Raw genomic sequence first — 13,501 nt, forward strand, 5'->3', positions numbered from 1 at the left:
TTGTCCAGACAAGAGGTTTTTGCCCCGATCTTGAAAAGTGATCGTGCTGCGGCGCAGCGAAAATTCGCCGGAACCGGCCTTCCTGCCGGTGCGTCAGCCATGCTGCAGCCGCGCGGGCGCGCCGGCCGCGCGCCGGGCCCCGGCCGCGTTCAGTGCATCGGGTGTGCCCGAAGCGGATCGGCGGATCGCGGGGGCGGGCAGAGGCGCCGGCCCGGAGGAATGGCGCTCCCGGGCGTGGGGGCCCGGGCGTGTCAGGCGAGGTGGAAAGCCTCCTCCGGTGCCGCCCACCACTCCCTTCGGCGCATCGGGCGTGCCCGAAGCGGATCGGCGGATCGCGGGGGCGGGCAGAGGCGCCGGCCCGGAGGAGTGGTGCTCCGGGGCGTGGGGGCCCGGGCGTGTCAGGCGAGGTGGAACACCTCCTCCAGTGCCGCCCACCATTCCCCCTCGGCGCGGGTGGACAGGGGGCGCTGCATCGGACCGCAGATCTTCCACCAGCGTTGCGTGACGGGGTCGGCGGCGATGGCGGCGCTGTCGGCCGGGAAGTCGGTGCCCGTGTATTCCCAGTAGCTGAACATCACGTTCTCGGGCTCGCGCAGGAAGATCGAGTAATTGGTGATGTTGGAGCGCCGCAGCCGCTCCAGCACCTCCGGCCAGACCTCGGCGTGCAGGCGGCGGTACTCGGGGATGGCCTCCGGCGCGATGCCGATCATCATGCCCATGCGTTGCATCGGGATCTCCTGTTCAGGGGCGGGGGGAGAGGCGGTAGAAGCGCTGTGCCGTGCCGCCGAACACCGCGGCACGGCCGGCGGCGTCCAGCCCCGCCGTCAGGCTCTGCGCGCAGGCGAGCCAGGCGGAACAGTCGCCCGCCAGCTCCAGCACCGGCCAGTCGCTGCCCCACATCACCCGCTCCGGCCCGAAGACATCCAGCACATGCGCGGCCACCGGCGCCAGCGCGGCGGCGCTCCAGCCCGGGCCGCATTCATTGGCCAGCCCGGAGAGCTTGCACATGATCTGCGGGTGCCCGGCCAGCCGGGCGATGCCGTCCCGCCAGGCGCTGTCGGGCGGGGTGTCCGGGCCGAAGACCGGCTTGGCGCAATGGTCGATGACGATGGGCAGGTGCGGCAGGCGGCGCGCCAGCGTGTCGATCACCCCGAGGTGGCGCGGCTGGATCAGCGCGTCCAGGCTCAGCCCGGCGTCGGCCATCATGTCCAGCCCGCGCACCACTTCGGCGCGCAGCAGCCAGCCGGTGTCGGGGATGTCCTGCAGCATCGGGCGCAGGCCCTTCAGGACGGGGTTGGTGGCGAGCCGGTCCAGCTCCGCCCCGAGATCGGGCGATTCGAGCGCCGCCCAGCCGACCACGCCGAGGATCATCTCCGAACCGCGCGCCAGCGAGAGCAGGAACTCGGTTTCCGCCACCGTGGGCGCCGCCTGCACCACCACGGTGCCGGTGATGCCCAGGGCAGGGGCGATGCGTTCCAGGTCTCCGGGCAGGAAGTCGCGGCGGATGGGCGCCACGCTGTCGTCCATCCAGCCGTAGTCGCCCCGGTCGGTCTGCCAGAAATGCTGATGTGCGTCGATCATCGCGCGCCTCCCCCCCGTGCCTTGCGCGTTTCCCGCCGCCGGCGTTGACGCATTTTGTCTTTAATCATAAAAAACATAAAGGGAGGAACAGGGCTGTCAACGCTCCGCAGGCATGCGGGCGGCGCGGCCTGTCCTCCCCGAACGAAAGGAGCGCTGTCCCTGCCCGGAGCGGCAGGCAAGGCGCGCAAACGGCGGGAGGAGCCACCCATGGACACACGCAGCATCGGCCGCACGGCGGTGAAGGTGACGGAGCTTTCCTTCGGCTGCGCCGGCATCGGCAACCTCTACCGCGCCATCCCGGACGCCGATGCGCTGGCGGTGCTGGAAACGGCCTGGGAGGCCGGCATCCGCTATTTCGACACAGCGCCGCATTATGGCCGGGGCCTGTCCGAAACCCGGCTGGGCGCCTTCCTCGCCGGCCGGCCGCGCGCGGACTGGGTGGTCTCCACCAAGGTGGGCCGGGTGCTTTCCCCCGCCGCCGGGCCGATCGCGGAGGCGGACGGCTTCGTCTCCCCCCTGCCCAACGACGTGCGCTACGACTATTCCGGCGACGGCATCGAGGAGAGCCTCGCGCAGAGCTGCGATCGGCTGGGCACCGGCGTCATCGACATCGTCTACGTCCACGACATCGGCGCCTACACCCATGGCGCGGCGAACGCGGGCCACATGGAGGCCTTCCTCGGCTCCGGCTACGCCCGGCTGGTGCGGCTGAAGGAACAGGGCCGCATCGGCGCCTTCGGTCTCGGGGTGAACGAGACGCAGGTGTGCCTCGACGTGATGGACCACGGGCCGATCGACGCCATCCTGCTCGCCGGGCGACTCACCCTGCTGGACCGTTCGGCGGAGGCGGAGCTGGTCGGCCGCTGCCGCGCCGCCGGCACCAGCCTCGTGCTGGGCGGCATCTTCAATTCCGGCATCCTCGCCACCGGCCCGGTGCCCGGCGCCACCTATGATTACGGGCCCGCCCCGCGCGAGGTGCTGGAGCGCGTCGCCGCCCTTCAGGCCGAAGCGGAGCGTCACGGCCTGCCGCTGGCCGCGGCGGCGCTGCACTTCGCCCTGCGCCACCCGGCGGCGGCCTCGGTGCTGATCGGCACGGCGAAGCCCTCCTCGCTGAAGCGCAACCTCGCGGCGCTGGACCTTCCCGTTCCGGCGGAGGCGGAGGCGCTTTTCGCCTGAGCGGCCGTCAGGCGTCCCACGCCACCGCCTGCCGCCGGGGGACGGCTGTTCGAACCGCCCGGGGTCAGCCTCCGCCACCATCGCCCGGCCCGTGCCGGCGGTGCTCAACGGTGCCTCCCGGGCTAAGTCCCGTCCCCCGCGGTCCGCCGAAAGCGCTTGCGAGGAGCGCTCCGCCTCGCGAGCTTCTCCTGCCACCTGCCACCTGCCACCTGCCACCTGCCACCTGCCACCTGCCACCTGCCACCTGCCACCTGCCACCTGCCACCTGCCACCTGCCACCTGCCACCTGCCACCTGCCACCTTCCGCGGGAGGGAGGCGGTCACCCGAATCGGGGGGCGCGGGGGGCTCAGGCCAGCCGGTGTGAGTGCATGGAGGAGAGGAGGGTGGTCTTCGAGGTGCGCAGATGGCGCAGGGCGGCGGCCTTCGAGGCGGGGGCGTCGCGCGCCAGCATGGCCTCGATCCAGGTGAGATGTTCGGCGATGGCGGCGGCGTTGCGGGCTTTCTCCTCGGTCTTGTCCCATGTGTAATGGTAGTGGAAGATCAGCGAGATCACCTTCTGGAACTCCGCCACGAAGCGGTTCTTCACCACGCCGGTCACGGTGGTGTGGAACGCCTCGTCGAGCTTGGAGAAATCGTGGAAATGCGTCTCCACCCGGGCGGCGAGGGCCAGGTGGCGCGCGCGCAGCGCCTCCAGCCGCGGCCAGATCTCGTGGCCCGGCGGCAGGGCCACGAGCTGGCGCACGGCGTTGAGCTCCAGCACGGTGCGGAACTCCGACAGTTCCACCGCGAAATCCGCCGTGAAGCCCAGCAGCCGCCAGCCGCCGCGCTGGCGCCGCTCCACCAGCCCGAAGCGGCTCAGCCCGGCGAGGAACTCCTGCAGCGTGCGCGGCGCCACCGAGAACTCCCGCGAGAGCTGGGCGACGTTGAGCGTGGTGCCGGCCGGCACGTCGAAGCGCAGCACCCATTCCAGGAACCGGGTTTCCAGCGCGTCGGTGTCCGGCGCCTCGTCGCGCAGTTCCAGCCAGTCGGCGGCGTCCGGGCGGCGCAGCAGGGTCTTGGCGCGGCCGTCCCACAGGATGATGCTCTCGTCGCTCAGGCGCTGGAGCCCGGCGCGCACCACGGTGCGGCTCACGCCCATGCCCTGCGCCAGCGTGTTCTCCGACGGCAGGCTGGCGCCGCCCTCCAGCCCCGAGCAGATGTCCAGCAGGGCGTTGAACGCCTCGCGGAAGCGGATGTCCGTGCGTGCCATCGTGCCGTCCCTCTTCTCCCCTGCGCCCCGCGGCAGTGTAATCAAGGCGGTTGACGCAGGCCAATCCGCCGCTCAATATGTTTTTAATAATTAAAGGCAGATCATCGGGGAGGAAAGATGGTCGAGTTCACAGAACGCAAGGCTTCTGCGCGCTGGAAGTTGCGGCCGTCCGCGGGCCTGTTTCACCGAATGTCCGCCTTTCTCACCCTGATTCTGCTGGTCGCGGCGTTTTCCTTCGGCAACGCGGCGTTCCTGTCGGTGAACAACGGGCTCACCATCCTGCTGCAGACCTCCGTCATCGGCCTCCTGGGCATCGGCATGACCATGGTGATCATCACCGGCGGCATCGACCTCAGCGTGGGCTCGGTGCTCGCGCTCTCGGGCACGGTCACGGGGCTGGCGGTGAAGGCGGGGCTGCCGGTGTTGCCGGCCATGGCGGTGGGCGTGCTGGTGGGGGCGGCCTGCGGGCTGTTCAACGGTTTCGTGATCACGAAGATGCGCATCACCCCCTTCGTGGCCACGCTGGGCATGATGCTGATCGCGCGCGGGCTGGCGCTGCAGCTCACCGGAGCGGCGCCGATCTCGCAGCTCGGCGATGCCTTCGGCGTGCTGGGCAACGGCGCGCTGTTCCGCGTGGTGGAGATGGGGGCGAACGGCTTTCCGAAGGTGATCTTCCCCGGCATCCCCTACCCGGTGATCCTGCTCGCCGTGGTGGCGCTGGCCGCGGCCTACCTGCTGCGCCGCCGCCAGACAGGCCGGCACATCTACGCCACCGGCTCGAACGAGGAGGCGGCCCGCCTCTCCGGCGTGCGGGTGCACCGCACCAAGATCATCGCCTACACGCTCTCGGGCGCGCTGGCGGGGGTGGCGGGCAACGTGCTGATGTCGCGGCTCATCACCGCCCAGCCCAGCGAGGGCGTGATGTACGAGCTCGACGCCATCGCCGCGGCGGTGATCGGCGGCGCCTCGCTGATGGGGGGCGTGGGCAATGTCTCCGGCACGATGATCGGCGCCTTCATCATCGGGGTGCTGCGCAACGGGCTGAACATGGCCGGCACCTCGGCCTTCATCCAGCAGATCGTCATCGGCTTCGTCGTGATCGGCGCGGTCTATGTCGACCAGATCCGCAACCGCCGCTGAGGCGCGCGGAACGGCCGCTCCGGGGCGGAACGCTCCGGGAGGGAGAGAGGCGCGGGGCGGGAGCCCCCCCGCGGACCGATGACACGCGGGGCGCGAAAGCCCCGGGACAACAAAGACAGATCGCAAACGCGACCAACCGGAGGACACCATGAAGAAAACCCTCGCACCGGCGCTCGTCGCCGGGCTCCTTGCCGGGGCGGCGGCCGTTTCCGCCCAGGCCGGCGAGATCGCCGTGATCGTGAAGACCACCAGCTCCAACTTCTGGCAGAACGTGAACAAGGGCGCGCAGGCCGCCATCGAGGGGCAGAGCGAGCACACGCTCAGCTTCGACGGCCCGGCCTCCGAATCCGCCATCGCCGACCAGGTGAACCTGGTGGAGAACGCCATCAACCGCGGCGTCTCCGGCATCGTGCTCGCCCCGTCGGACCCCGAGGCGCTGGCCCCCGCCGTGAAGCGCGCCTACGAGAACGCGATCCCGGTGGTGATCATCGATTCCGCCCTCGCCGACAGCGCGCAGGGCACCTATCAGGCCTTCCTGGCCACCGACAATTGCGCCGCGGGCGAGGAGGTGGCGAAGATGATGATCGACGAGGTCGGCACCGAGGGAAAGGTGGCGATCATGTCCTACGTGGCCGGCGTGGGTTCGGAGATCGGCCGGGTGGGCTGCTTCACCGACTACATCCGGGCGAACTCGAAGCTCGACATCGTCGGCCCGTACTACTCGCAGTCGCAGATGGCGCTGGCGCTGAACCAGACCACCGACGTTCTGGCCGCGAACGGTGACCTGAAGGGCATCTTCGGCGCCAACGAGCCCACCGCCGTGGGCATGGGCCGGGCGCTGGTGCAGTCCGGCAAGGCCGGCGAGATCGCCGCCATCGGCTTTGACGGCAACGGCGACCTGCAGCAGTTCGTGCGCGACGGCACGCTGAAGGCCACCGCCGTGCAGGGCTCGTTCCAGATGGGCGAGGAGGGGGTGAAGACCGTGATGGAGATCCTCGCCGGCAACAAGGTGGCGCCGAAGATCGACACCGGCGTGGTGCTGGTGACGCCCGACAACATCGACGACCCCGTGGCGCAGAACGTCCTCTACTGAGCCTGTCCGCCGGCCGGGCGCCGCCCCGGCCGGCCCTCACACCGGAGAGCCTTCATGAGCCAGCAGCCCCGCGACAGCGCCCCCCTCGTCGAGTTGATCGACATCGAGAAGCATTTCGGCGGCGTGCGCGCCGTGAACGGTGTCTCGCTCGACCTCTGGCCCGGCGAGGTGGTGGGCGTGCTGGGCCATAACGGCGCCGGCAAGTCCTGCCTGATGCGCATCCTCTCCGGCGCGATGGCGCCCAATGGTGGCGAGATCCGGGTGCGCGGCGCGCGGGTGAGCCTCGACAGCCCGCATGACGCCCGGGCGCAGGGCATCGAGACCATCTACCAGACCCTCGGCCTCGCCGACCATCTCGACGCGCCCGCCAACCTGTTCCTCGGCCGCGAGCTGAAGACCCGCTTCGGCAATCTCGACGACAGGCGCATGCTGCGCGAGGCCCGCGAGGTGCTGCACCGGCTGAACCCGAACTTCCGCAACCTGGGCGACCCGGTCTCCCGCCTCTCCGGCGGGCAGCGGCAGGTGATCGCCATCGCCCGGGCGATCTACTTCGAGGTGAAGATCCTGATCATGGACGAGCCCACCGCCGCGCTGGGCCCGTCGGAAACCGCGATGGTGGGCAAGCTGATCCGCCAGTTGCAGGCGGAGGGCATCGGCATCTTCCTCGTCAGCCATGACCTGCATGACGTGTTCGACCTGTGCGACCGCGTGGTGGTGATGAACAAGGGCAGCATGGTCGGCGCGCATCGCATCTCCGAGGTCTCGAAGGACGACGTGCTGAGCCTGATCATCAAGGGCGAACTGCCGCCCGGCTGGCGGCCCCGCCACCATGAGGCCGCCGACCCCGCCGCTGCCGCGGTGTAGAGCGCGCTTCGCGGGCGCCGGGAAATCGGCCCCGCACCCCGGCCCCGCGCCGCTGGCCTGCCGCCCGGGGGCGGCGGGGTCGGGATCTCCCCGGGCGGGGCGCCGCCGCCGCACGGACCGGGTAAGGTCTTCCTGCCGGTGCCGGGCACGCTGGCACGACCGATGTCCCGGGAAGGTGCGCCCCGCGCGAGGCCACCCACCGAACGTGGCCGAATGGCCTTGCGGACGGGCCCGCCGGGGCGGACGGCTCTTCACGCTTCACGCTTCACGCTTCACGCTTCACGCTTCACTCTTCACGCTTCACTCTTCACGCTTCACTCTTCACGCTTCACGCTTCACTCTTCACGCTTCACTCTTCACTCTTCACGCTTCACGCTTCACGCTTCACGCTTCACGCTTCACGCTTCACGCTTCACGCTTCACGCTTCACGCTTCACGCTTCACGCTTCACGCTTCACGCTTCACGCTTCACGCTTCACGCTTCACTCTCCACTCTCCACTCTCCACTCTCCACTCTCCACTCTCCACTCTCCACTCTCCACTCTCCACTCTCCGCTCTCCGCTCTCCGCTCTCCGCTCTCCGCTCTCCGCTCTCCGCTCTCCGCTCTCCGCTCTCCGCGCAGACGCCGGTTTCGGTAGCGAGCGGCGGCCCGCGGTGCACCCGCTCGTCGGGCAGGTCGATCCCTCGGGCCGCAGGTTCGCCCGGTGGCGCAGGCCCGCCGGTTTCCGGACGCGGGGGTGGGCGCCTCCCGCACGGCGGCTTGCCCGGCAAGCACCCGGGCCCGACAGGCCCGCGCCCGCCGGGCTTCCGGCTGGGGCCGATTGACGTCATCCCCCGCCGCGGCCCATTCTGCCGCCGGGGGTGCCGGCAGCGCGCCGGTGAGAGGCGCGCGGTGCGCCCGCCCGCAGGCTCGGGGAAGATCGCGATGCAGGATGACTGGAGATACACGCGCGGTGTCGTCGCCGTGCTGGCGACGATTGCGCTGCTGGTGATCGCGCGGCCGGTGCTCATCCCGCTGGTGCTGGCACTGTTCGTGTGGCTCATCCTCAACGTCACCGTGCGCGGCAGCCGCAGGCTGCTGCTCTGGGTGGGGCTGGAGAGCCATGCCGCCGCGCGGCTGCTGAGCGTGCTCGTCGTCGGGGCCACGCTCGTGCTGCTGGGCGCGATGGTGGGGCAGAACGCCTATGACATCGCGCAGGGCCTGCCGCAGTACGAGCAGCGGCTGGACACCATCCTCTCCTCCGTGCTGCGCCTGTTCCGGGTGAGCGGGAGCGTGGCCATCTCCGACCTGCTGGACCGGCTGGAGCTGACGCCGATCCTGCTCAGCCTCGCCGGGTCGATGGCCAGCGTGCTCAGCTCGCTGGTGATCGTGGTGGTCTACGTTCTCTTCATCCACCAGGAAGCCGGCGCCGCGGAGGCTAAGCTCACCGCCCTCATCTCCGACCCGGCGGAGCGCGAGCGGGTGCGGCGCATCGTGCAGCGCATCATCGCGGAGATCGACGCCTTCATGGCGGTGAACATGCTCTGCGGCCTGTTCCAGGCCATCCCCACCTGGATCGTGCTGAAGGTGATGGGGGTGGACGCGCCGGTGTTCTGGGCCGTGCTGATCTTCGTCACCAGCTTCATTCCCACCATCGGCACGCTGATCGGCATCGTGTTCCCGGCGCTGATGGCGCTGGTGCAGTTCGACACGTTCACGCCGTTCCTCGTGGTGCTGGCGGTGATGCTGCCGGTGCAGCTCTTCGCCTCCAACTACCTGGAGCCGCGGATGATGAGCACCTCGCTCAATCTCAGCGGGCTGGTGGTGCTGGTGGGCATCTTCGCCGGTGGGGCGCTCTGGGGGGTGGTCGGCGCGCTCATCGTGGTGCCGGTGCTCTCGGTGGTGATGCTGATCTTCGCGCAGATCCCCTCCATGCGCCCGGTGGCGTTGCTGATGTCCAGCGACGGCCGCCTCGAGGACTGACGGCGCAAGGGAGGGGTGATCATGGCGAACCTGCTGCTCGGACTGGCCGTCACCGTGGCCTGCACGGTGATCGAATGCGCGATGCTGGCCTTCCTCGGAAGCTCGCTCCGCCACCGCGTGAACCGGGTCCGGGCGCCCGGCTTCCTGCATGACACGGCGCTGATCGCCGGGGCGCTGCTGGTGCTCCTGTTCGGCAATCTCGCGCAGGTCTGGGTCTGGGCCTGGGTGCTGAAGCTGCTGGGGGAATTCCCCACAGTGTTGCAGGCCTACTATTTCGCGCTCACCAGCTTCACCACGCTGGGCTACGGCGACGTGGTGCTCAGCCCGGGCCGGGCGATCCTCGGGCCGCTGGCGGCGGCAAACGGTGTGCTGATGTTCGGCCTGTCCACCGGAGTGCTGATCTGGGTGATCGGCGCGCTCACCAGTTTCGGCAGGATGCGGGGCCTGCCCCCGCACGACCCGGGCCGCTGAACCCGGCTGCCTGCCGGGGCCGACCGGCACCGACAGTTCCTGTTCACACCGCCCGGCGGGGCAATCAGGCAAACAGGGGCAGGCTGGGCGGCAGGGCAGGCAGAGGCGTTGGTCTTTGCCCCGGGCGCGGCCTGTGATGGATGCTCCGCGGGGCGGCGGCCGCCGGAGAAAGCGAGGGAGATCGCCGGGCACGGCAGGCCGACCGCGCAGGGCACCCCTCCGGGACGCGGTGCCGCGCGCCACATCGGCAAGCTGCGCCCGCGAGGCAAACAGGGGCACGCGGGGCGGCAGGGCAGACGGGGCAGGCAGAGGCGGTGGTCTTTCCCCCCGGGAGCGGCCTGTGATGCACGCTCCGCGGGGCGGCGGTCGCCGGAGGGCGCGAGGGGGACCGCCGGGCAGGGCAGGTCGACGGCGCCGGGCACCGTTCCGGGAGGCGGTGCCGCGCGCCGCATCGGCAGGCGGCGCCCGACGCGGCGGGCGGGCGCTGTGCTCCCGCAACAGGCCGGACCGGGGCCTTCGCCTGCCGGGCCCGTGACGGAGACAGGCGGCGTCAGGCGGGGTGCGCGCCGCCGTCGCGTGCCGCCGTGCGGAAGAAATCGGCATTCTGGGCAAGGGCGCGCGCGGCCTGGGTCAGCAGGGCCGGGTTGCCGGCGGGATGCCGGGCGACATGGCGCGCGGCGGCGGCGAGGGCGCGCGCGGCGCGCTCCGGGCTCTGGCCCACCGCCGCCAACCGGCGCAGCGCGGCCTCGGGCCGGCGCCGCGCGGGGCGCTGCGGCCCCGGCCGCGCCGCCAGCTCCTGCAGGTGCAGGATCGCCCGGCCGAGCGCGAGCACCGCGAGGCTGCCCTCGGTGGGCGAGACCCCGGCGCGCGGGCTCTTGTCGCTCCAGCTGGCCAGCCGCAGCACCCGGTGGGTGAGGCGCGCCTGCCAGACCGGCTGGCGGGCGCGGCGCTCGGGCCGGGCCGCCATCGCCTCCAGCTCGCGCACCATCATCGCGATGAGCGTGTCGCGCCGGCGCTGCGGGCTGGGCGGGAACACGTGGCGATAGGCGAAATAGGCCAGCATCGGCGCGGCCGGCACCGCGAGCGACAGCGCGAGAGACTGCGGGAAGCTGCCGCTCAGCGGCCAATGCGGCTGCAGCAGGAGCAGCAGCACCATGTTGTAGTCGAACCCCAGCGCCTGGGTGCGGCGATGGCCGAACACCAGCGCGCCGAACAGCACGAAGGGCATCGCCAGCGCGATCTGCCCCGCCGGCCCCCCGGCCAGCGGCCAGGCCAGCCAGTGGCAGGCCAGCGCCCCGGCGGCCCCCGCCAGCTGCCCGATGAACACGAAGCGCATCATCCCCGCCGGGTTGTCGAAGGTGGAGAACAGCGAGGCCATGATCGCGGTGCCCAGCAGCACGAAGGGCCCCACGGACCAGCCGGTCACCACCCAGAGGAGACCGATGGCCAGCATCATTCCCAGCGCGCGCAGCGCCGCCTCGCGGGCACCCACCCAGTCCCGGTGCAGGATGACGGAGGCGCGGGCGGCGGCCGGCACCTCGGCGCCCGCCGGCCCGTCGCGCAGCGCGGCGGCGAGGGCGGAGAGCACCTCCCCGGTCTCCGCATCCGGCGCCGCGAGGGCCTGCGCCCGGGTGAGACGGGCCGCGGCGACAGCCTGTTCGCCGGGCATGTCCAGCGCCTCCGCGGCCGCCTCCAGCGCGGCGGCGAGGTCGGGCCGGGCCGGGCCCGCGCCCTGACGGCTGAGCCAGAACAGCGCCGAGACATGGGCGGAGAGCTGCCGGCGCATCGCCCGCGCCGTCTGCCGCGCGCGCAGCGAGCCCGCGGAATGCGGGTCCAGCGCCTCCTCGATGGCGGCGAGTTCGGAGAGCAGCGCGCGCGGCGTGGCCTTCGCGCCGTCCTGCCCGGCTCCGGGGCCGCCGGCGACGCCGTCCGCCATGGCGCGCAGCAGCCGGGCGGAGAGCAGGCGCAGCCGGCCGACCGGCAGGGCCTCCTCCCCGCGCCCGGCGAAGAGCCACCCCACCGCCAGCGCCGTCAGCGCGCCGGTGAGCACGGTGAGCATCCGGTCCGCCCCCAGCGCCACGATGTGTCCGGGCGCCCCGGCCTCCAGCAGCGAGACCATCGCCGCGGTGTAGCCCGCCAGCATCACCCCGTAGGCGGTGAAGCTGCGCAGCAGGTTGCCGAGCCCGGCGCAGAGCGCGATCCACAGCGCGAGGCCGGTGACCAGCAGCGCCGGGCTGCCGCCGGAGATCAGCACCAGCCCGATGCCGGCCAGCGCCCCGATCACCGTGCCGGCGACGCGGAACAGGCCCTTTTCCAGCAGCTGGCCGCGGGTGGGCAGCGACGTGGCCCAGACGGTCATCCCCGCCCATTGCGGGTGCTCCAGCCCCAGCAACCAGGCGATCCACAGCGCGAGGCAGGCCCCCAGGGCGGTGCGCAGCGCGAAGCCCAGCCGGGGTGTGTCGAAACCGGCGGCGGCGAGGCGGGTGCCGAGGCTCATGACGAGGTCTCCGGAGGGGTGCGCAGCATCTGCAACCGGGCGTCGATCCTCGCGAAGGCGTCCATCATCGCGCGCAGTTCGGTGTCATCGAGATCGGCGAGCATCTCGCTTTCGGCGGCCTCCAGGATCACGCTCAGCTCACGCACAGCGGCATGGCCGGCGGGAGTGAGTTCGAGCCGCCGGGCGCGGCGGTCCTGCGGGTCCGGCTGGCGCTCGACCAGTCCCTCGCGGCACAGGATGTCAAGCAGGCGCACGAGGGAGGAGCCGTCGATGCCCACCAGCGCGGCGAGATCCTTCTGGCTGATGCCGCCGCCCGAGCGCTGCAAATGCACCAGGGGCGCCCAGGTGGCGTCGGTGAGGCCGGTCACGGCAATGCGTGCGTCGAGCGCGCGGCGCCAGCGGCGCGCGAGCCCGTTGAACTGCATGCCGAAGTGGACGCGGGCGGAGGCTGAATCGGTCATGCCGATGTGATTGGCATGAAAATGATTTGGATACAAATAATCCGGGTGCATGGCTGGTCTGCGCCGGGGAAGGGCCGTGCGGAATCCCGTTCGCAAGGTAGCGGTCCGCAGGGGGCCGTCCGCCACGTTCCCGTTCCGGCCTTCGCCCAACCCGCCGCGCCCCCGCTGTGTCGGGGCGCGCGTTCCGTCCGGGCGCCCGTGCCCGGCGCGCGGGCCGGGCCTGTCACCCGGTCAGCCGGCGCCGAGCGCCCGGGTGCCCCAGTATCCGGCCAGCGCCGAGACGCCGGAGAGGGCGGTACCCCAGGCGATGTCGATCACCACGATCTTCACCGGCCAGCCGCGCAGGGTGGCGAAATTGGTCATGTCGTAGGTGGCATAGGCGAAGAAGCCGAACAGCGCCCCGCGCAGCAGCGCCTGCGCAGCGGAGCCTTCGGCCAGTGCCGGCGCCACGGCGAAATAGACCACCCCCACCACGTAGACGAGGTAGAACCCCGCCGCCGCGCCGAGGTTCGGTCGCTCGCGCATCAGCGCGCCGATCTCCTGCATGTAGAGCCCGGTGGCGATGCGCGACAGCCAGACATAGTCGATGGCGAAGAACACGACGGCGGTGACGATGTAGGCAACGGAATACTGGGCCATGGCTTTCCTGTCGGTTCTGTCGGCCGTCTCCGGCGGGTGGGCCTGCCCGGGCCGGCCCGGCGGCGGGAGGGTGTGGCGGGGATACGCAGCCTCGCCCGCACCGGATCACCCGATGCGCGAAGTTTGGCAGGACACCCGGTGGCCCCGGGGCGACACCCGGCGCGCGGGCTGGCTTCGGCATGTGCGCGGCTCAGCCCGGAGCCGGGCCCGGACAGTCGTGACCCGACAGTTTCGAGCGGACAGCCATGGCGGGACCGAGAGCGGCGGTGTGGGAGGAGTGGGGCGGAGAGGAGCGGTGCAGGAGTGGCGGAATGGAACGGCACGGGCGGGAGTGGCGGGACGGCAACGCGCGGGGCGGGAGTGAC

General features: G+C 71.5%; 12 protein-coding genes. 6 read left to right on the top strand and 6 right to left on the bottom strand.

Going from position 1 to position 13,501, the window contains the following annotated elements:
- Positions 1–398: 398 nt before the first annotated feature.
- Positions 399–728 carry an L-rhamnose mutarotase gene (locus FDP22_RS07520; RefSeq protein WP_138572298.1) on the bottom strand — a complete coding sequence of 110 codons (330 nt, stop codon included), beginning with the start codon at positions 726–728 and terminating at the stop codon, positions 399–401.
- Positions 729–741: 13 nt separating this feature from the next.
- A complete protein-coding gene (locus FDP22_RS07525; RefSeq protein ID WP_138572297.1) occupies positions 742–1,581 on the bottom strand; it encodes an amidohydrolase family protein in 840 nt (279 codons plus the stop codon).
- A 207-nt stretch (positions 1,582–1,788) separates the two neighbouring features.
- Here FDP22_RS07525 and FDP22_RS07530 point away from each other — a divergent pair, with 207 nt between their 5' ends.
- The gene (locus FDP22_RS07530; protein WP_138572296.1) at positions 1,789–2,757 is read left to right on the top strand and encodes an aldo/keto reductase; all 969 of its coding nucleotides are present in this window, start codon (positions 1,789–1,791) and stop codon (positions 2,755–2,757) included.
- Between the two features lie 347 nt (positions 2,758–3,104).
- Here FDP22_RS07530 and FDP22_RS07535 read toward each other — a convergent pair whose 3' ends face one another.
- Positions 3,105–4,007, bottom strand: a complete 903-nt coding sequence (locus tag FDP22_RS07535) for a GntR family transcriptional regulator (RefSeq protein WP_138572295.1) — start codon at positions 4,005–4,007, stop codon at positions 3,105–3,107.
- 189 nt (positions 4,008–4,196) lie between these two features.
- Here FDP22_RS07535 and FDP22_RS07540 point away from each other — a divergent pair, with 189 nt between their 5' ends.
- From FDP22_RS07540 to FDP22_RS07560, 5 genes are all read left to right on the top strand, one after another.
- Positions 4,197–5,147: an ABC transporter permease gene (locus FDP22_RS07540; protein WP_239031898.1), complete on the top strand. Its 951-nt coding sequence runs from the start codon at positions 4,197–4,199 to the stop codon at positions 5,145–5,147.
- 148 nt (positions 5,148–5,295) lie between these two features.
- Positions 5,296–6,240, top strand: a complete 945-nt coding sequence (locus FDP22_RS07545; protein WP_138572293.1) for an ABC transporter substrate-binding protein — start codon at positions 5,296–5,298, stop codon at positions 6,238–6,240.
- Between the two features lie 54 nt (positions 6,241–6,294).
- Complete coding sequence (locus tag FDP22_RS07550; protein ID WP_138572292.1) at positions 6,295–7,104, top strand: ATP-binding cassette domain-containing protein; 810 nt, start codon at positions 6,295–6,297, stop codon at positions 7,102–7,104.
- Between the two features lie 926 nt (positions 7,105–8,030).
- A complete protein-coding gene (locus FDP22_RS07555) occupies positions 8,031–9,068 on the top strand; it encodes an AI-2E family transporter (RefSeq protein ID WP_138572291.1) in 1,038 nt (345 codons plus the stop codon).
- A 21-nt stretch (positions 9,069–9,089) separates the two neighbouring features.
- On the top strand, positions 9,090–9,539 hold the full coding sequence (locus FDP22_RS07560) for an ion channel (protein ID WP_138572290.1): 450 nt from the start codon (positions 9,090–9,092) through the stop codon (positions 9,537–9,539).
- 550 nt (positions 9,540–10,089) lie between these two features.
- On the opposite strand, the gene FDP22_RS07565 is transcribed toward FDP22_RS07560, so the two are convergent.
- The 3 genes from FDP22_RS07565 to FDP22_RS07575 form a co-directional block, all read right to left on the bottom strand.
- Positions 10,090–12,036, bottom strand: a complete 1,947-nt coding sequence (locus FDP22_RS07565; protein WP_138572289.1) for an FUSC family protein — start codon at positions 12,034–12,036, stop codon at positions 10,090–10,092.
- The gene (locus FDP22_RS07570; protein WP_138572288.1) at positions 12,033–12,497 is read right to left on the bottom strand and encodes a MarR family winged helix-turn-helix transcriptional regulator; all 465 of its coding nucleotides are present in this window, start codon (positions 12,495–12,497) and stop codon (positions 12,033–12,035) included. The genes FDP22_RS07565 and FDP22_RS07570 overlap by 4 nt, the downstream gene beginning before the upstream one ends.
- A gap of 231 nt (positions 12,498–12,728) precedes the next feature.
- On the bottom strand, positions 12,729–13,136 hold the full coding sequence (locus FDP22_RS07575) for a DUF2177 family protein (RefSeq protein ID WP_138572287.1): 408 nt from the start codon (positions 13,134–13,136) through the stop codon (positions 12,729–12,731).
- Between the last annotated feature and the right edge of the window lie 365 nt (positions 13,137–13,501).

The sequence above is a fragment of the Paroceanicella profunda genome (assembly GCF_005887635.2).
Classification (GTDB): domain Bacteria; phylum Pseudomonadota; class Alphaproteobacteria; order Rhodobacterales; family Rhodobacteraceae; genus Paroceanicella; species Paroceanicella profunda.